The following is a 17,457-nucleotide window of genomic DNA, read 5'->3' on the forward strand; positions in this document are numbered from 1 at the left end:
AAGGCGACCCCAAAGGGCCGCCTTTTTTTCAGTTGATTGAAGACTATTCCGCCGCGACGGCGTCTGCGATCTTTTCGACGCGAATTGCCGAGAACTTGAACTCGGGGATCTTGCCATAAGGATCGATGGCCGAGTTGGTCAGGATATTCGCCGCCGCCTCGACATAGGCGAACGGGATGAACACCATATCCTCGGCAATCGCCCGGTCGGCCCGCACCATGATTTCAATCGAACCGCGGCGAGTAGTCAGACGAATCATATCGCCCGGCTCAATCCCCATCAGTTTCAATGTACGCGGGTTCATCGAGCAGTTCGCTTCAGGTTCCACGGCATCCAGAACGTTGGACCGGCGGGTCATTGACCCCGTATGCCAATGCTCTAGCTGGCGGCCTGTAGTGGCGATCATCGGGTATTCATCATCCGGGGCCTCATCCGGTGGGATGACGCTGGCTGGCGTGAACCGGGCGCGACCATCCGCACGTGGGAAACCATCGCCGAACACAATCGCCTGACCTGGGTCTGTCTCGGACAGTGACGGGTAAGTGATCGTCTCAGTCTCAAGCCGTTCCCACGTGATGTTGTCGAGCGAATTCATCGTCAGCTTCATCTCAGCAAAGACCTGAGAAACATCGGAATAATCCCAGTTCAAACCGATCCGCTGCGCCAGCTCAACGGTGATCTTCCAATCCTCGCGCGCTTCGCCCGGAGGGTTAACGGCAGGTCGCACACGCTGCACCTGACGGTTGGTGTTCGACACGGTGCCGTTCTTCTCATAGAGCGCTGAGGCGGGCAGAATGATGTCGGCATAGTTCGCCGTTTCGGTCAGGAAGATATCCTGCACGATCATCAGTTCCAGCTTGGCCAGTGCGTCGCGCGCGTGATTCACATCGGGGTCGGACATGGCGGGGTTTTCCCCCTGGATGTACATACCCTTGATGTTGCCCGCATAAGCCTGATCGATGATCTCGGTGACGGTCAGCCCCTTCTCGTTCGAGAAGTCGCGGTCGTCATTCCAGACGTTGGTGAACTTGGCCCGAATGCCGTCGTCGGTAACGGACTGATAGTCCGGCAGGAACATCGGGATCAGGCCCGCGTCTGAGGCACCTTGCACGTTGTTCTGACCGCGCAACGGGTGAAGACCCGCACCGGGTTTACCAACATTGCCGGTCATCAGAGCCAACGAGATCAGGCAGCGCGAGTTGTCAGTGCCATGGATGTGCTGGCTGACACCCATACCCCAGAAAATCAGACCGGCCTTGGCTTGCGCAAAGGTGCGCGCCACTCGGCGCAGTTGATCCGGTTCGATGCCACAGATCGGCGACATAGCCTCAGGCGTGAACTGGCGCAGGTGTTCTTTCTCGGCTTCCCAGTTCTCGGTCCAGCGGTGGATGTACTGGCTGTCATACAATTCCTCTTCGACGATCACATTCATGATCGCGTTGAGCATTGAGACATCCGCGCCGGGACGGAATTGCAGCATCTCATCAGCGAACTTGCGCATCCCAACGCCGCGCGGGTCCATCACAATCAGCTTGCCGCCGCGTTTGGTGAACTGCTTGAAATAGGTGGCGGCGACAGGGTGGTTTTCAATCGGGTTGGCCCCGATGATGATCGCCACATCCGCGTTTTCGATCTCGTTGAAGGTCGCGGTCACAGCGCCCGAGCCCACATTCTCAATCAGGGCCGCAACAGATGACGCGTGGCACAGACGGGTGCAGTGGTCGACGTTGTTGTGGCGGAAGCCCTGACGGATGAACTTCTGGAACAGATAGGCTTCTTCGTTGGTGCACTTGGCCGAGCCGAAGCCTGCAACGCTGCGCGGGTCTTTGTCGCGCAAGTCCATCAGCTTGGTCGCGGCCAAATCCATCGCCTCTTCCCACGTTGCTTCACGGAAATGGGTATCCAGGTTGCCGGGATCGACGTTCAATCCCTTGGCTGGAGCATCCTCGCGACGGATCAGCGGCTTGGTCAGGCGATGCGGATGGTGAATGTAGTCAAAGCCAAAGCGGCCTTTGACGCACAGACGACCTTCGTTTGCGGGGCCGTTGATGCCCTCGACATACTTCACCTTACCGTCTTTGACCTTGAGCGAAACCTTACAGCCCACGCCGCAGAACGGGCAGACGCTTTCCGTTTCCGAGTCGTAGTCCTTGCTGTCGCCTCGCTGCTGGTCATCCAGTACGGTTGCTGGCATCAAAGCACCGGTCGGGCAGGCCTGCACGCATTCACCACAAGCCACACAGGTCGAAGCACCCATCGGGTCGTTCTGGTCGAACACCACCTGCGCTGTGTGGCCACGACCGGCCATACCAATCACGTCGTTGACCTGCACGTCGCGGCAGGCCCGGACGCAGAGGTTGCAGTTGATGCAGGCGTCCAGATTGACGCGCATCGCAACGTGGCTGTCATCCAACAGCGGGATTTTCTCGGCCTCTTTCGCCGGGAAACGGCTGTCGCTGACATGGTTCAGCTTGGCCATATCCCAGAAGTGGCTGGAGGCGTCGTGCGCTTCCTCAGGCTGATCCGCGACCAACAGCTCCATGACCATCGCGCGCGATTTCTCGGCCCGGTCGCTGTCGGTCTTAACCACCATGCCGTCGGCTGCCGGACGGATGCATGAGGCGACCAGCGTGCGCTCGCCTTCTACCTCGACCATGCAGGCACGGCAATTGCCGTCGGGTTTGTAACCGGGTTGCGGCTTGTGACACAGGTGAGGGATGGTGAACCCCTGCCCCTTGGCCGCTTCCCAGATGGTCCAGCCCTCGGGCACGGTGACATCTTCGCCATTCAGGTTGAAGGTGACGGTCTTGTTTGGGCTTGCATCAAGCATGGCTGTCTCCCTCAGATTTCGTCAGCGAAATGTTTCATGACCAGGCGGATCGGGTTCGGGGCCGCCTGCCCCAGACCGCAGATCGAGGCATCGCCCATGACCTGACACAGGTCTTTCAGCAGGTCCTGATCCCATTTGTCGGCTTGCATCAGCTTGACCGCCTTTTCGCAGCCTGCACGGCAGGGCGTGCACTGGCCGCAGCTTTCGTCTTCGAAGAAGCGCAGCATGTTCAGTGCCGCATCGCGGGCGGTGTCCTGATCGGACAGAACCACAACCGCAGCGGACCCGATGAAGGTGCCGTGCGGTTGCAACGTGTCGAAATCCAGCGGGATGTCATCCATCGATGCAGGCAACAGACCCGAGGATGGACCACCCGGCTGATAAGCCTTGAAGGTCTGGCCCCCGGCCATGCCTCCGGCAGCCTCGATCACGTCCAGAATGGTCGAGCCAGCGGGCAGAAGGTAAACGCCCGGCTTTGCGACACGACCCGAGACCGAATAGCTACGCAAACCCTTGCGACCGTTCATTTCGGTGCTGTTAAGGCATTCAGGCCCTTCACGGCAAACTTTGGTCACCCAATAGAGCGTCTCGACATTGTGCACCAAGGTCGGGCGGTTAAAGACCCCAACCTGCGCCACGAACGGAGGGCGGTGACGCGGCAGGCCTTTCTTACCTTCGATCGACTCGATCATCGCGGATTCTTCGCCGCAGATGTAAGCGCCAGCACCACGGCGCAGGTCGATATAGCCTTCTTCGACGATCCCGGCTTGTTCGAGCGCGGTAATCTCACGACGCAGGATTTCCAGAACTGCCAGGTATTCGTCGCGCATATAGATAAAGCAGGTCTCTGCCTCGACGGCCCAAGCGGCGATCAGCATCCCTTCGAGGAAGACATGCGGCGTGCGCTCAAGATAGTAGCGGTCCTTGAATGTGCCGGGCTCGCCCTCATCGCCGTTGACAGCCAGATAACGCGGGCCTTCATTCATGCGAACAAAGCCCCATTTCTTGCCCGACGGGAAGCCAGCGCCGCCCAGACCACGCAGGCCCGAGGACAGGACGTCTTCCTGCACCTTCTCCCAATCGCCGCCCTCGCGCAGCTCTTTCAGTTTGGCGTAGCCGCCATTGGCTTCATAAACCGCAAAGGCTTCGTAATCGGGCAGATGGGCGTGGGTGTCATTCGACGCAATCGCGGCCTGCACCTTTTCGGGGGTCGCGTGGTCGATGTGGTTGTGACCGATCTCCAGCACTGGAGCGGTGTCGCAGCGTCCCATGCAGGGCGCACGGACAACGCGGACCTGCGAGGCATCCAAACCCTCTTCCAGCGCTTTTTGCAGCTGCTGGGCACCGGCCATTTCGCAGGACAGCGAATCGCACACACGGATCGTCAACGCCGGAGGAGGCGTTTCACCCTCTTTCACTACATCGAAATGGGCATAGAAGGTTGCGGTTTCGTAAATCTCAGCCTGCCCGATCCGCATCTCAACCGCCAGAGCGGCGATGTGGTCGGCGCTGATATGGCCGTGTGCGTCCTGAATCAAATGCAGAAATTCAATCAGCAGGTCGCGACGTCGCGGGCGGTCACCCAACAGTCGTGCAATTTCCGCTTGTGCCTCGTCCGAGAATTGACGGCCTTTGGGCGTGTGCCGCCCCTTGCCTTTACCTGACTTCCAGACGCCCTTTGGCGCGCCTGATGGCTTGGTGTCTAATGGTGCCATGATGCCCTCCGATTGAGGCCCCGTGTCTCATCAGACTAGCATATCGTCAAATCGCATATTTCAATCGCACGATAACGACAGTTTATCACCGCAAAGACGCCATCACTGTGCGCAAGGCCGCGACCGTGGGTAATTCCGGGTCACGAGTGAGCGTGGCCAGACAAATCGGCTTGCTCACCACGGGTTCGATCAGGGACAGCACCCTTGTGTCCTTCAGGTCGCCCAGCGCCCGCACCAGCACGCGTGGAATCACGGTGGCCGCTAGCCCCTCGCGTGCCATGACCATCGAGGCAGTGAATCCGCTGGTCTCGGCCACAATATCCGGGTGCAAGCCCTGTTCGGCGAATATCCGATCCAGAATCCGCCGGTTCTGCATCTGTGGTTCCAGCAGGCTCAGGGGAAACTCGGCCACGCGGGCCCATGGGATCGGGCCTGTCTCATCGGTCATATGCGAGGGGACCAATAGGACATAAGTTTCTTCGTACAAGCGCTGCACTTGCCGTAGATCGGTACCGATACTGTCGCCATAAGTGATGCCAGCATCCAGACTTCCTTCGTCCAACCGGTGCTGAATGGCCGTTGCAGACATTGTTTCAATCCGGGTCACGATACGTGGATGCGCATCGCGCAACCGCTTCGTGAGACGCCCGGTGAAGGCAATCGCTGTTGGGATCACACCCAAAATAAGCGTGCCGGTGATCTCACCCTTTGCAGCGAGCACCTGTTGTTCCAAAGCCTTGGTGTCGTCGAGAATGCGCCGCGCGCGCTGGACAATCATCTCGCCCTCTTCGGTTAGCCCCTGAAATCGGTTTGCGCGGCGAACGATGGAGACACCCAGCCGATCCTCCAGGTTTCGGATTCGCATCGAGAACGCAGGCTGTGAAATCCCGCATTCCTCAGCTGCCTTGGCGAAATGACGATGCCGCGCCAATGCGCTGAGCAATTGCAGGTCGCGGATTTCGATCATCTAGAGCTGTCTCAAGTATCAGGTCAAAAACCAAACTAACCACATTTCTGCACAAGAGAAATGTGCGAGATGCGAGCATCGTCAATTTGTTGGCTGCCACAGGATCGGCGCTTCAGATACATGCAATACTCGGGTGGTTGAGCCTGCCGAACTGCTGCTCCAGCCCAAATGAAACTAACAGGATCGCATCTTGCCACCTGAGCGGTTTTGACACTTCGCCTTAACGCGCGATATGCCGGTTCAACAACAACATAGAACCGAATTATTCCATGAACCTTACGAGAAACCAAATTGAGGACTTCTTGGTGCGTGAATGCGTCGATTTTGATCCTCTCGATTCCAAAGAAGGTGGTGAGGTTGTTCAATGCTGGCATCAGACATTCGCCGGGAACGTAAAGAAATCAACCGGTTCCTGGATTCACAATCGCTTCCGCTGGCATGGTTTCAGTTACGGGTTTCAAATCGCGCGGGCGGGCGATGACGCTTTAAATTCCTATAAGAACCAGTGGCCTGCCGCGTATGTTATCTTTGATGAAGATATCAAATGGTCGTATAGCTGCCTCTCAGAATCATATCCAGATTTCACATCTTTTGGCGCGGATATCTACGTAGCCCACCACAACATGAAGTGGACAATGGCATTCACACACGAGCAACCCGATATCGGCCCGTTCTTCGCAGAAAATCCGAGGTTATAAGCTGAGCAGTGACTGCTTTGGTGGCTTCTCAGGTGTTGAACAAAAAGTGCATCACATCGCCATCCTTGACGATGTAGCCCTTCCCTTCGGCCCGCATCTTACCCGCCTCTTTGGCACCTTGTTCGCCATTGGCAGCAATGTAGTCGTTATAGGCGATAGTCTCGGCGCGGATGAAGCCCTTCTCAAAGTCTCCGTGGATGACACCTGCGGCCTGTGGTGCGGCGGTGCCGGTGCGGATGGTCCAGGCCCGGGCCTCTTTCGGGCCGACGGTGAAATAGGTTTCCAGCTTGAGCAGGTCGTAACCGGCACGGATCAGACGGTCGAGGCCGGGCTCTTCCAGACCCATTTCCTCTAAGAACATCTGTGCCTCGTCGTCTTCCAGAAGGCTGATCTCTTCCTCGATCTTGGCACTGATAACGACATGAGCATTACCTTGCGCGGCAGCCATCTCAGCGACTTTGGCAGAGTACTCGTTGCCTTCGGCGGCCTCTTCTTCGGACACGTTGCAGACATAAAGCACCGGCTTGGTGGTCAGAAGTTGCAGCATTTTCCATGCCTTGGCGTCTTCATCAGACACTTCAACCAGACGCGCTGGCTTGCCGTTTTCCAGCATCTCCTGCGCCTCGGCCAGCAGGCGGTCCTGCTGTTGCGCTTCTTTGTCATTGCCCTTCAGCTTGCGCACCAGATTGGCGCGACGCTTTTCGATGCTTTCCAGATCGGCCAGCATCAGCTCGGTTTCGATCGTATCGGCATCGGCCACCGGATCAACGCGGCCATCCACATGGGTCACGTCACCATCTTCGAAACAACGCAGCACATGGGCAATCGCGTCGGTCTCGCGGATGTTTGCCAGGAACTGGTTGCCCAGCCCCTCGCCTTTCGAGGCCCCTTTCACCAACCCCGCGATATCCACAAAGGTCATGCGGGTTGGAATGATCTGTTTCGAGGTCGCAATCGCCGCCAGTTTATCCAGCCGGTCATCAGGAACGGCGACATCCCCCACATTGGGTTCGATGGTGCAGAACGGGAAATTCGCCGCCTGAGCTGCCGCAGTTTTGGTCAGTGCGTTGAAGAGAGTCGACTTGCCAACATTCGGCAAACCCACGATTCCCATTTTAAAGCCCATGACGGCCTCCTGATACCATTCGAGCGCCGCTTCTAGGCAGGTCCGGTGCAATGCGCAAGGCAAAGTGCCTGAACACTGCCGCGAGTCTATTCTGCCACATCACAAAATCGACATCGATTTGTGTTCTTGCGTCCATTGAAAACATGCACCTACATTCCTCAATAAAACCAATACCAACGAACGACGGACATAGTAGGTAAAAATGAAATCCCTTGTTATTCTGGCTTTTGCGCTGACAGCCGCTACTGCAGCACAGGCCCAATCCATCATTTTCGGAGCAGGCTACGCAGATTATTCCAGCGCTGAGAGCGAAGATCAGGCGATTGTTTCGCTGGAATACCAGCATCGCTCTTTCTACGAAGCGACCCGTTTCAGCGCCACCTGGGGTGCGTCCCTGTCTGTTGATACCGACGGTGACACGCATGTCGGCGCGGGCCTGATCGGGCTTTACACTTTTGCGGACCGTTGGTTCATCGAGGGCAGTGTCATGCCGGGATACTATAGTGAATCCAATGAACGGAATGATCTGGGCGGCAGCTTTCAGATACGCAGCTTACTGGGCCTTGGCTATACGCTGGAAAGCGGCAACAAACTGTCTGCCGCTATCACTCATATATCCAACGCCAGCACGCAGGAAGACAACCCAGGCGTAAATGCACTTTTGCTGAGATACCATTACGCCTTCTGATCGGAAGCCCACCAAGCGGGATTGATTTTCAGCGAAAGTTTCTGCACATCAGGTCCAAACCCGAGTGCAAGGACTTCCGATGACCCGTATCGACGCCAAATTCGCCGCCCTGAAGGAACAGGACAAAAAGGCATTTGTAGCTTATGTCATGGCCGGGGATCCCGACTACGACACATCGCTGGAGGTCGTGAAGGGTTTGCCCGGCGCAGGTGTCGACGTCATCGAGTTGGGCCTGCCCTTTACCGATCCGATGGCCGATGGCCCGACCATTCAGGCTGCTGGCCAACGGGCGTTGGATGGTGGAATGACATTGCAACGCACTCTGGATCTGGCCCGCGCCTTTCGTGAATCCGATGACACCACACCGATCGTGCTGATGGGATATTACAATCCGATCTACAGCCGAGGTGTCGAGAAATTCCTGGCAGATGCAAAATCAGCGGGGATCGACGGGCTGATCGTCGTCGACCTGCCCCCCGAAGAGGACGAAGAGCTTTGTCTGCCCGCGCAAGCTGCCGGGCTGAACTTCATCCGCTTGGCGACGCCGACGACCGATGACCAACGCTTGCCTCGCGTACTGCAAAACACATCCGGCTTTGTGTATTATGTATCGATTACCGGCATAACCGGTGCTGCCGAAGCGCAGGCAACCGATGTTGGGCCCGAGGTCGCTCGGATCAAAGCTGCAACTGATTTGCCCGTGATCGTCGGTTTCGGCATCAATACGCCAGAAAAGTCTCGCAAGATCGCGAGTGTATCCGATGGCGCGGTAGTTGGATCTGCCATTGTCAGCCAGATCGGTTCCGGAAAACCGGTGACCGAGGTTCTGGATTTTGTCAAAACACTGTCAGATGGCGCACACTCCGCCTAACAATTTCTTTCCATTTTCAGATTGTTCTTCACCGCAGCAGGCGCGCCGCCTACTGCGGTGTTTTTAGTTTTGGCCACGCGGCAACCAACCGCAGAAAGCGGGCATTGCGGTGCTTCAAAATAATTGGTAAAGAAACTTAACCAATCCTGCGAGAACCTGATCAATGCCAGTCATTACTAATATCGAAGACCTCAAACGGATCTATGAGCGTCGCGTACCCCGCATGTTTTTTGACTATGCAGAAAGCGGCAGCTGGACCGAACAAACCTTCCGCGAGAACACGTCGGATTTCGAAGATATCCGCCTGCGCCAACGGGTCGCCGTAGACATGACAGGGCGCTCGACCGCATCGCAGATGATCGGGCAGGATGTATCCATGCCCGTTGCATTGGCTCCGGTAGGCCTGACAGGAATGCAGCACGCGGATGGCGAGATCAAAGCGGCCAAAGCCGCCGAAGCCTTTGGTGTACCCTTCACACTGTCGACCATGTCGATCAATTCGATCGAAGATGTCGCTGAAAACACTTCGGCCCCTTTCTGGTTTCAGCTCTACACTATGAAAGATCAGGATTATGTCGGGCGACTTATCCAGCGCGCGAAGGATGCGAAATGCTCGGCCCTTGTCATTACGCTTGATCTGCAAATCCTTGGCCAACGACACAAGGACCTGAAGAATGGCCTATCTGCGCCGCCAAAGCTGACCCCCAAGACCATCGCCAACCTGATGACGAAATGGGCCTGGGGCATCGAGATGCTAGGTGCCAAGCGCCGAGAATTCGGGAATATCGTCGGTCATGTCGACAGTATAACCGACACACGCTCGCTGGGCACATGGACCGCCGAGCAATTCGATCCCAGCCTCGACTGGGGCAAAGTCGAGAAACTGATGGAACAATGGGGCGGCAAGGTGATCCTTAAGGGCATTCTTGATGCCGAAGATGCCAAAATGGCTGCAAAGCTTGGCGCAGATGCAATTGTTGTCTCAAACCATGGTGGACGGCAGCTGGATGGTGCGCTCAGCTCGATCCGGGTTCTGCCCGAGATCATGGATGCCGTCGGCAGTGATGTCGAAGTGCATCTGGATAGCGGCATCCGTTCAGGGCAAGACGTGCTGAAAGCTCTGGCGCTTGGGGCCAAGGGCACCTTTATTGGTCGCGCCTTTGTCTATGGGCTGGGTGCAATGGGTCAGAAAGGCGTGACAACGGCATTGGAAGTGATCCAGAAAGAGCTCGATACAACGATGGCACTTTGCGGTGAACGTAACGTAGCCGATCTTGGGCGCCACAATCTTCTAGTCCCCGAAGACTTTGGCGGTCGCTGGCAGGCTTGATCCTACGCCTCCCACGTAGATGGAGACGCCGCATGGCCGCCCATTGAGCGTCTCGTTCAAGGTACTTGCAGCCAGATGAAGCAGAGGATCCGTCCTTCATCTGGCCGTAAATACCTCGGAGCGCGAGGCAGAGCCTCGCAAAAATCCTCGGGCTACAAAAAGCCCTTTCCAAACCAACTGAATCAAGCTAAGGACGCGGCTTCACGCGGGCATACAGCCTTGGAGGATGCCCGCCCTAACATTGGAGAATTATCATGGCTGGAGAGATTCCTGATCTCGTAGCTCTGGAACGGACGGGGACAGGCAAGGGCGCCGCTCGTCAAGCACGCCGCGATGGCATGGTTCCGGGCATTGTTTTTGGTGGCGATAAAGAGCCGCTGCCGATCCAGATCCCGTTCAACGTACTGTTCAAGCGCCTGAAAGCAGGCCGGTTCAAGTCGACCCTGTGGAACCTGAAAGTCGAAGGTCACGAAGACGTGCGCGTCATCTGCCGCGATGTCCAGCGTGACGTTGTCAAAGACCTGCCGACCCACCTGGACCTGATGCGCCTGCGTCGGACCACCAAGATCGCGCTGTTCATCCCCGTTGAATTCATCAACGAAGAAGAAGCCCCCGGTATCAAAAAGGGTGGCGTTCTGACCGTTGTCCGCCCCGAGGTTGAACTGCTCTGCACAGCCGGTGACATTCCTGAGAAGATCACTGTTGATCTTACTGGCATGGAAATCAACGACGTTGTCACCATCTCTTCGGTTGTGCTGCCCGAAGGCACCAAGCCCACCATCGATCGTGACTTCGTGATCGCCAACGTCTCGGCACCCACCGGTCTGTCGACCAGCGACGACGAAGAGGGTGATGAGGAAGAAGTGGCTGCAGATGAAGTTGAAGTCATCGGCCAGGAAGAAGAATAAATCCGGATCAAATCCAGATTTGAAACGGGGCGCCTTCTGGGGCCCCGTTTTCTTTTGCGTGTACGGGGCTGGAAAACATCCCCTGATCCATGCAATGAGATAACGACGCGAGACTGTAAGGGACAAAGCGATGAAACTGTTTGTCGGTTTGGGAAATCCGGGATCAAAATACGCTCGCAACCGGCACAATATCGGCTTCATGGCGTTGGAGCGAATTGCCGAAGATCACAACTTTGGTCCGTGGAAGTCCAAGTTCCAGGCTGAAATTGCCGAAGGACGTCTAGGCGGCCAAAAAGTGCTGTTGGTCAAGCCGCAAACCTTCATGAACCGCTCTGGCCAGTCAGTAGGAGAGGCAATGCGCTTCTACAAGCTCGACTCGACGGACGTGACCGTCTTTCATGATGAGCTGGACTTGGCACCCGGTAAAGTGCGCGTTAAGGCAGGCGGTGGCCACGCAGGCCATAACGGGTTGCGGTCGATCCACGACCATATCAGCCCGGCCTATGATCGCGTGCGGCTGGGTATCGGTCATCCGGGCCGCAAAGAAATGGTCTCGCCTTATGTTCTAAGCGACTTTGCAAAGGCGGATGCGGACTGGCTGGATGACGTGCTGCGCGGCGTCTCGGACGGTGCCACCTATCTTGCCGATGACGAAAGCGGGAAATTCATGAATGCCGTTGCCCTGCGCACTGCTCCGCCTAGATCATCGAAGCAGCCCACTAAACCTGATACGCCCCCCAAAGCTGCCGCCGAAGCCGTTTCAGCGCCCGATGAGCGTTCGGCCATGCAAAAGCTGCTGGATAAATTCAGATAATCATTCCGCAACGTTGCGCTTGCGCAAAGCCTCAGGCCAAAGTCCAATGTCAGAGGAAAAGGGAGTTGTCGAATGAAAACAGCGCTCAGATGGCTGCTGCGTATCCTGTTGACCTTAGCATTGGCAGCGGCGGTTGTCGGATTTTGGAAACGCGAGGAAATCCAGCGCCTGATGGCGGTGAATTCGCTGTTTTCAGAAGAAAAGATCGTCCACAACTTTTCGCATATGGACGAAGCCTTTCTGACGGTCACTCTGCCGCGTGGCAATGGCCCGACCTGGGAGCTGCCGTATGGGCCTGGCTTCGATCTTCCCGTTGGAACAGACCAGTGGATAGAAGATCGCTCGGTAACATCCCTGTTGGTGATGCAGGACGGAGAAATTCGCTTCGAAGAATACTATCTGGACACCGGGCCGGATGATCGCAGGATCTCCTGGTCAATTGCTAAAAGCTACCTGTCTGCCTTGTTCGGTATTTTGCTGGATGAAGGCGCGATCAACTCGCTCGACGATCCGGTTGTGCAATACGCACCTGACCTCAAGGGCAGCGCCTATGAGACCGCCACGATCCGCAACGTGTTGAACATGGCCAGCGGCGTGACCTTTGACGAGGATTATCTGGACTATAATTCCGACATCAATCGCATGGGCCGCGTCGTGGCGCTGGGAGGTGAACTGGACGACTTCGCGGCTTCGTTGAAGGACAGTTTCGTCGCGCCGGGTGAAACATGGCAATATGTGTCGATCGATACTCATGTGATCGGAATGGTCATACGGGGGGCAACAGGACGCAGCGTTGCAGAGTTACTGACCGAGAAAGTGATCACACCGCTGGGATTGGAGCGAGAAGGCTACTACATCACCGATGGAGCAGGCGTTGCATTTGTTCTGGGTGGTCTCAACTTCACAACGCGCGATTTTGCCCGGTTCGGGCAGTTGATTTTGCAGGATGGCGAACGCGATGGACGGCAGATTGTACCCGCGGATTGGATCGACGCCGCTACTTGGCCAAGCGCACCGACCGAACCGGGCAAGATAGGGTATGGCTATCAATGGTGGATTCCGATCGGTGCCCATGAAGGTGAATTCATGGCGCGGGGCGTGTATGGGCAGTACATTTACTTCGACCAGCCACGTGGTGTTCTGATTGTCACGACGGGCGCAGACCGAAAGTTCCGCGATCCAGGTGTCGGTGAGCAGAACATAGAAATGTTCCGCAAAATTGCGCGAAGCCTGTAAGATACCATCATGCAGAAGCAAGACAGCATCAATGTTCTTGGCGGCGTGCTCGCGCCCTGTTCGCGCAAACCACTAACCGGTTTCTTTCGCGACGGTGCCTGCAACACCTGCCCCGAGGATCAGGGAAGCCATACGGTCTGCGCCGTGATGACGGCAGAGTTTCTGGCATATTCGAAATATGTCGGAAATGACCTGAGCACACCCCGGCCTGAATTCGATTTTCCTGGGCTCAAGCCTGGTGATCGCTGGTGCTTGTGTGCGGGGCGCTTTTTGCAAGCCCATGACGAGGGATGCGCGCCCAAGGTGCACCTTGAAGCCACGCACCAGAGGGCGCTGGATATCGTACCTCTCCATATTCTAAAAATGCAGCGCGCTGAAGACGAGCACTAGATGGCGATCGCCCGATATCCGCGAGACGTGCGCGACGGCGGCCCGGTTGGAAAGCCATGCTCGGCCTGCAGATCCCAGCCCGAACGCGCGAGCATCTCCGCCACAATATCCGGTCGATAGGTTCGGTGCCGCCATTGGAACCAGATGATCGCATTACACCAATGTGGCTTGCTGACTACCAACCAAAGCGTTGCACCCGGTTCAACCAGATCGCGCATGCGGCGCAAAGCATCTATCGGATCAACGCAATGCTCCAGAACATGCGCAGCCAACAGGCAGTCAAAACGGGATGCCGGATGGAACTCTTCCAAGCGCGATTGGACAGTCTCGGCGTTTCCACCGCGCCTTTGCAACGCTGACCCTGCCAGTTGCAGCATTCGGGCCGAAGGTTCCAAAAGCGTCACATGCCCTTCGCGCCGGATCACGGCGCGTGCTTCGGCAAAGGCTCCCGTACCGCACCCGATATCCAGTGCGTTACGGCCCAATTCGACCTGCGGGTCCGAGGACAGAAAACCCAGATAGGCATCGAAATACCCCAGCAGACGCATCTTGTCTGCCCAGCCCGGGGCGGCCTGATCGTATTTCTGGTCAAGTCGGTCGGGTCCGGCCTTTGAGGAAACACTGCACATGCAATGTAAACTGGCACAGTTCCTCAAAGGCGCAAAGCCTGTTAGGCCTAATCAGTCCGCTGCGCGACCTTCGGTATCCGACATATCAAAGTTCAGGTACCGTGCGACGGTCTGCACATCCTTATCCCCCCGGCCACACATATTCATGCAGATCAGGTGGTCCTTGGGCAATTCCGGCGCGATTTTCATAACATGCGCCAGCGCATGGCAGGGCTCCAGCGCAGGGATGATACCCTCGGTGGCGCAGCACAACTGGAACGCTTCAAGCGCTTCTTTATCCGTGATCGAGACGTAGTTCGCGCGACCGATGTCGTGCAGCCAGGAATGCTCGGGGCCAATGCCCGGATAGTCCAGACCGGCCGAGATCGAATAGCCTTCGAGAATCTGCCCGTCATCATCCTGCAGCAGATAGGTGCGGTTGCCGTGCAGCACGCCCGGACGACCTCCAGTCAATGAGGCGCAATGCTCCATCTTCTCGTTCACGCCCTTGCCGCCCGCTTCAACACCGATGATATTCACATCCTTGTCGTCGAGGAACGGGTAGAACAGGCCCATCGCATTCGAACCACCTCCGATGGCGGCGATGATGGTGTCGGGCAAACGGCCCTCGGCCTTTTGCATCTGTTCCTTGGCTTCCTTGCCGATGATCGACTGAAAGTCGCGCACCATCGCCGGGTAAGGATGCGGGCCAGCAACGGTGCCGATGCAGTAAAAGGTATCGCGCACATTGGTCACCCAGTCGCGCAGAGCGTCGTTCATCGCATCTTTCAGCGTACCCCTGCCGGATGTCACCGGGATCACTTCGGCTCCCAGCAGGCGCATACGGAACACGTTCGGGGCCTGACGCTGAACGTCATGGGCACCCATGTAGACAATGCACTTCAGGCCGAACTTGGCGCAGACGGTGGCTGTGGCCACGCCGTGCTGCCCTGCCCCGGTCTCGGCGATGATCCGGGTCTTTCCCATGCGCCGCGCCAGAATGATCTGGCCCAGCACATTGTTGATCTTATGCGCGCCGGTGTGGTTCAGTTCGTCACGTTTCAAGTATATCTTTGCGCCGCCCAGATGTTCGGTCAGGCGTTCCGCGTAGTAGAGCGGCGAAGGGCGACCCACGTAGTTTGCCCACAGATCGTCCATCTCGGCCCAAAATGTGGGGTCATCCTTGGCTTTGTCATATTCCTCTTCCAGTGACAGGATCAGCGGCATCAGCGTTTCGCTGACAAAGCGCCCGCCGAAGATGCCAAAGCGGCCTTGTTCATCGGGGCCGGACATGAAGGAATTAAAAAGATCGTTGGCCATGGAAGTCTCCCTCGTCGTACCCGATGTTCATAGGAGGTGATGGAGTGATTTGCCATCGCAAAACGTATCATTCCGCCGCCTGAGCGCGCTGTTCCCATACCTGAAGTGCCTGAACTCGACTTGGAACAGCAATGCAGGGAAATTGACAGAACACATTGATATCTGCCAGACGGGTCGACGCGCGTACTACACGACGATGAGGGCCGGAATGTGCGAATGTCAGCATAGCTTCGACATCATGCCAGACTGTGTATGAAAAATAACAGCCTTGACGCACAAATACCTCGGCATGCAGGCACAGCGCGTCACCGCGTGCCTGCCGCAAGGATTGATGAGCGCGCCAGAAGAACTCGGGCCCGTGATACCATCGTTTAAGTGAAACTCCGCCGATCACCGCCAGCATGCTCTCCCCCATTTTGAGGAGATACGCAGGTTCGTGCAGATCAGATCAACTTGCCGCGTCGATAAAGGCGCGGATCAGCCCGGCATCCTTGACACCCGGAGAGCTTTCGACGCCGGATGAGACATCCACCTGCTGAGCGCCGGTCATTCGCACCGCTTCTGCGACATTGTCAGGGGTCAGACCTCCGGCCAGCATCCATGGCCTACGCCAGTATTTACGACCTGCCAGCAGGCGCCAATCAAAAGACAAACCGTTACCACCAGGCAGCTCCGCGTTTCGCGGTGGCTTTGCGTCGATCAACAGCTGATCCGCCACATCTGAATAGAGATCGATGGCCGCGAGGTCTTCGGCCTCGGCCACACCAATGGCCTTCATTACTGGCAGGCCGAAGTGGTCTCGCACTTGCTGCACACGCTCAGGACTTTCTTTGCCATGCAGTTGCAACATATCCAGAGGCACGATCGAAAGAATGTGATCCAAATCCTCGTCCGTCGCATTCACTGTCAGCGCCACCTTGGCGACGCCCGCAGGCACCTCCTGTGCCAATGTCGCAGCTGTCTGGGGCTCAACATGCCGCGGGGATTTGGGGAAAAACACAAAACCAACATAACCCGCGCCCGCATCCACAGCAGCGCGCACGTGGTCAGGGGCGGTCAGGCCGCAGATTTTAACTCGGATATCAGCGGGCATCGTAGGGCCTCAGCTTGCCTCATCCAGAATGGCCAGCACATCATCCTGACCTTCATTCTGCTTTTTCTTGAGCTTCTTAACTTCACGCTCAAGCTTGCGCACTTCGCCTTGCTTCACGGTCACATCCTTGCGGTGCTTGTGCTCGCGCAGCCATTCCCACAGGAAGCCGATGACCAGGCCGGCAACAACCCCACCCAGCACGACCAGAAACAGCGGCAAGGAGGTTGACAGGTTGAACCCCAGCAACTCGGACAAAGCATCCGGCATAAGCTTAAGTTCAACAATTTGGCGATTGGCCAGCGAAACCGAGACCAGAACGATCCCCAATGCAGCCAGAAAAGCATAACGAATGTAGCGCATCATGAGGCTAGGCTTTACCGTTCAAACGGTCCCTTAGCAACTTGCCAGTTTTGAAAAATGGAACACATTTTTCTTCAACCTGCACAGTCTCACCAGTGCGAGGATTGCGGCCTACACGTGCGTCACGCTTTTTCACCGAAAACGCGCCGAAACCGCGCAGCTCTACACGGTCGCCGCGTGCCATGGCGTCGGTCACTTCTTCAAAAACGGTATTCACGATCCGCTCGACGTCGCGTTGATAGAGATGCGGGTTTTCGTCGGCAATTTTCTGAATCAATTCTGAACGGATCATACGCAATACCCTCCCAGGCGGACGATGTGACAAGCCTATAGTTCTGACAGTATAGGAAAAAACCCGGATCGGGGGAACGGATACTCTGCCAGCAAAGGCGGCATTTTGCGACAATCTCACGCGAATTTTTGCCCGTTGGCCTGATTTCCACACTTCATGCGCGAACGATAGGCAAATTAAACCGACTATTTGGAAGATATTGATTCGCAAC

At 56.7% G+C, this 17,457-nt stretch carries 18 protein-coding genes; 8 read left to right on the forward strand and 10 right to left on the reverse strand.

Annotated elements, in window-relative coordinates; all coding sequences use genetic code 11:
• Positions 1-43: 43 nt before the first annotated feature.
• From fdhF to ACR0KC_RS07210, 3 genes are all read right to left on the reverse strand, one after another.
• Positions 44-2,830, reverse strand: a complete 2,787-nt coding sequence (gene fdhF, locus ACR0KC_RS07200; RefSeq protein WP_480771650.1) for a formate dehydrogenase subunit alpha — start codon at positions 2,828-2,830, stop codon at positions 44-46.
• Between the two features lie 11 nt (positions 2,831-2,841).
• Positions 2,842-4,545: an NAD(P)H-dependent oxidoreductase subunit E gene (locus ACR0KC_RS07205; RefSeq protein WP_480771651.1), complete on the reverse strand. Its 1,704-nt coding sequence runs from the start codon at positions 4,543-4,545 to the stop codon at positions 2,842-2,844.
• An 85-nt stretch (positions 4,546-4,630) separates the two neighbouring features.
• Positions 4,631-5,512, reverse strand: a complete 882-nt coding sequence (locus tag ACR0KC_RS07210) for a LysR family transcriptional regulator (protein WP_170404498.1) — start codon at positions 5,510-5,512, stop codon at positions 4,631-4,633.
• 269 nt (positions 5,513-5,781) lie between these two features.
• Here ACR0KC_RS07210 and ACR0KC_RS07215 point away from each other — a divergent pair, with 269 nt between their 5' ends.
• The gene (locus ACR0KC_RS07215) at positions 5,782-6,210 is read left to right on the forward strand and encodes a DUF4275 family protein (RefSeq protein WP_480705631.1); all 429 of its coding nucleotides are present in this window, start codon (positions 5,782-5,784) and stop codon (positions 6,208-6,210) included.
• 28 nt (positions 6,211-6,238) lie between these two features.
• Here the strand turns inward: ACR0KC_RS07215 and ychF are convergent, their stop codons facing one another.
• On the reverse strand, positions 6,239-7,336 hold the full coding sequence (gene ychF / locus ACR0KC_RS07220; protein ID WP_480705633.1) for a redox-regulated ATPase YchF: 1,098 nt from the start codon (positions 7,334-7,336) through the stop codon (positions 6,239-6,241).
• 202 nt (positions 7,337-7,538) lie between these two features.
• Here ychF and ACR0KC_RS07225 point away from each other — a divergent pair, with 202 nt between their 5' ends.
• From ACR0KC_RS07225 to ACR0KC_RS07255, 7 genes are all read left to right on the forward strand, one after another.
• Positions 7,539-8,024 carry an acyloxyacyl hydrolase gene (locus ACR0KC_RS07225; RefSeq protein WP_170397488.1) on the forward strand — a complete coding sequence of 162 codons (486 nt, stop codon included), beginning with the start codon at positions 7,539-7,541 and terminating at the stop codon, positions 8,022-8,024.
• Positions 8,025-8,103: 79 nt separating this feature from the next.
• On the forward strand, positions 8,104-8,895 hold the full coding sequence (gene trpA / locus ACR0KC_RS07230; RefSeq protein ID WP_480771653.1) for a tryptophan synthase subunit alpha: 792 nt from the start codon (positions 8,104-8,106) through the stop codon (positions 8,893-8,895).
• Between the two features lie 163 nt (positions 8,896-9,058).
• The gene (locus ACR0KC_RS07235; protein ID WP_170397492.1) at positions 9,059-10,225 is read left to right on the forward strand and encodes an alpha-hydroxy acid oxidase; all 1,167 of its coding nucleotides are present in this window, start codon (positions 9,059-9,061) and stop codon (positions 10,223-10,225) included.
• Between the two features lie 254 nt (positions 10,226-10,479).
• Positions 10,480-11,133 (forward strand): 50S ribosomal protein L25/general stress protein Ctc, encoded by a 654-nt coding sequence (locus tag ACR0KC_RS07240; RefSeq protein ID WP_170397494.1) that lies wholly within the window; start codon positions 10,480-10,482, stop codon positions 11,131-11,133.
• A 130-nt stretch (positions 11,134-11,263) separates the two neighbouring features.
• Positions 11,264-11,947, forward strand: coding sequence for an aminoacyl-tRNA hydrolase (pth, locus tag ACR0KC_RS07245; protein WP_170397497.1), 684 nt, complete (start codon positions 11,264-11,266; stop codon positions 11,945-11,947).
• A 72-nt stretch (positions 11,948-12,019) separates the two neighbouring features.
• Positions 12,020-13,183, forward strand: coding sequence for a serine hydrolase domain-containing protein (locus ACR0KC_RS07250; protein WP_480771654.1), 1,164 nt, complete (start codon positions 12,020-12,022; stop codon positions 13,181-13,183).
• Positions 13,184-13,192: 9 nt separating this feature from the next.
• Positions 13,193-13,573, forward strand: coding sequence for a DUF2237 family protein (locus ACR0KC_RS07255; protein ID WP_170397502.1), 381 nt, complete (start codon positions 13,193-13,195; stop codon positions 13,571-13,573).
• Here the strand turns inward: ACR0KC_RS07255 and ACR0KC_RS07260 are convergent.
• The 6 genes from ACR0KC_RS07260 to ihfB form a co-directional block, all read right to left on the reverse strand.
• Complete coding sequence (locus ACR0KC_RS07260; RefSeq protein ID WP_480705639.1) at positions 13,570-14,202, reverse strand: class I SAM-dependent methyltransferase; 633 nt, start codon at positions 14,200-14,202, stop codon at positions 13,570-13,572. The two genes, ACR0KC_RS07255 and ACR0KC_RS07260, sit on opposite strands and share 4 nt — an antisense overlap.
• 51 nt (positions 14,203-14,253) lie before the next feature.
• On the reverse strand, positions 14,254-15,501 hold the full coding sequence (gene trpB / locus ACR0KC_RS07265) for a tryptophan synthase subunit beta (RefSeq protein ID WP_170397508.1): 1,248 nt from the start codon (positions 15,499-15,501) through the stop codon (positions 14,254-14,256).
• A gap of 67 nt (positions 15,502-15,568) precedes the next feature.
• Complete coding sequence (locus tag ACR0KC_RS07270) at positions 15,569-15,904, reverse strand: hypothetical protein (RefSeq protein WP_170397511.1); 336 nt, start codon at positions 15,902-15,904, stop codon at positions 15,569-15,571.
• A gap of 45 nt (positions 15,905-15,949) precedes the next feature.
• Positions 15,950-16,594, reverse strand: a complete 645-nt coding sequence (locus tag ACR0KC_RS07275; RefSeq protein WP_170424387.1) for a phosphoribosylanthranilate isomerase — start codon at positions 16,592-16,594, stop codon at positions 15,950-15,952.
• A gap of 9 nt (positions 16,595-16,603) precedes the next feature.
• Complete coding sequence (locus ACR0KC_RS07280) at positions 16,604-16,954, reverse strand: LapA family protein (RefSeq protein ID WP_170397774.1); 351 nt, start codon at positions 16,952-16,954, stop codon at positions 16,604-16,606.
• 7 nt (positions 16,955-16,961) lie between these two features.
• Positions 16,962-17,246 carry an integration host factor subunit beta gene (ihfB, locus tag ACR0KC_RS07285; protein WP_050603110.1) on the reverse strand — a complete coding sequence of 95 codons (285 nt, stop codon included), beginning with the start codon at positions 17,244-17,246 and terminating at the stop codon, positions 16,962-16,964.
• Positions 17,247-17,457 lie beyond the last annotated feature (211 nt).

It is taken from the genome of Ruegeria sp. CF3 (assembly GCF_056537365.1).

Bases quoted from the DNA above. Each gene is read 5' to 3' on its own strand.
- ACR0KC_RS07235 (WP_170397492.1), top strand. From the start codon at position 9,059: ATGCCAGTCATTACTAATATCGAAGACCTCAAACGGATCTATGAGCGT.
- ACR0KC_RS07205 (WP_480771651.1), bottom strand. From the start codon at position 4,545: ATGGCACCATTAGACACCAAGCCATCAGGCGCGCCAAAGGGCGTCTGG.
- ACR0KC_RS07225 (WP_170397488.1), top strand. From the start codon at position 7,539: ATGAAATCCCTTGTTATTCTGGCTTTTGCGCTGACAGCCGCTACTGCA.
- trpA (WP_480771653.1), top strand. From the start codon at position 8,104: ATGACCCGTATCGACGCCAAATTCGCCGCCCTGAAGGAACAGGACAAA.
- ACR0KC_RS07210 (WP_170404498.1), bottom strand. From the start codon at position 5,512: ATGATCGAAATCCGCGACCTGCAATTGCTCAGCGCATTGGCGCGGCAT.
- ACR0KC_RS07255 (WP_170397502.1), top strand. From the start codon at position 13,193: ATGCAGAAGCAAGACAGCATCAATGTTCTTGGCGGCGTGCTCGCGCCC.
- ACR0KC_RS07275 (WP_170424387.1), bottom strand. From the start codon at position 16,594: ATGCCCGCTGATATCCGAGTTAAAATCTGCGGCCTGACCGCCCCTGAC.
- ACR0KC_RS07270 (WP_170397511.1), bottom strand. From the start codon at position 15,904: ATGCTGGCGGTGATCGGCGGAGTTTCACTTAAACGATGGTATCACGGG.
- ACR0KC_RS07260 (WP_480705639.1), bottom strand. From the start codon at position 14,202: ATGTGCAGTGTTTCCTCAAAGGCCGGACCCGACCGACTTGACCAGAAA.
- ACR0KC_RS07240 (WP_170397494.1), top strand. From the start codon at position 10,480: ATGGCTGGAGAGATTCCTGATCTCGTAGCTCTGGAACGGACGGGGACA.
- pth (WP_170397497.1), top strand. From the start codon at position 11,264: ATGAAACTGTTTGTCGGTTTGGGAAATCCGGGATCAAAATACGCTCGC.
- ACR0KC_RS07280 (WP_170397774.1), bottom strand. From the start codon at position 16,954: ATGCGCTACATTCGTTATGCTTTTCTGGCTGCATTGGGGATCGTTCTG.
- ACR0KC_RS07215 (WP_480705631.1), top strand. From the start codon at position 5,782: ATGAACCTTACGAGAAACCAAATTGAGGACTTCTTGGTGCGTGAATGC.
- ychF (WP_480705633.1), bottom strand. From the start codon at position 7,336: ATGGGCTTTAAAATGGGAATCGTGGGTTTGCCGAATGTTGGCAAGTCG.
- trpB (WP_170397508.1), bottom strand. From the start codon at position 15,501: ATGGCCAACGATCTTTTTAATTCCTTCATGTCCGGCCCCGATGAACAA.
- fdhF (WP_480771650.1), bottom strand. From the start codon at position 2,830: ATGCTTGATGCAAGCCCAAACAAGACCGTCACCTTCAACCTGAATGGC.
- ihfB (WP_050603110.1), bottom strand. From the start codon at position 17,246: ATGATCCGTTCAGAATTGATTCAGAAAATTGCCGACGAAAACCCGCAT.
- ACR0KC_RS07250 (WP_480771654.1), top strand. From the start codon at position 12,020: ATGAAAACAGCGCTCAGATGGCTGCTGCGTATCCTGTTGACCTTAGCA.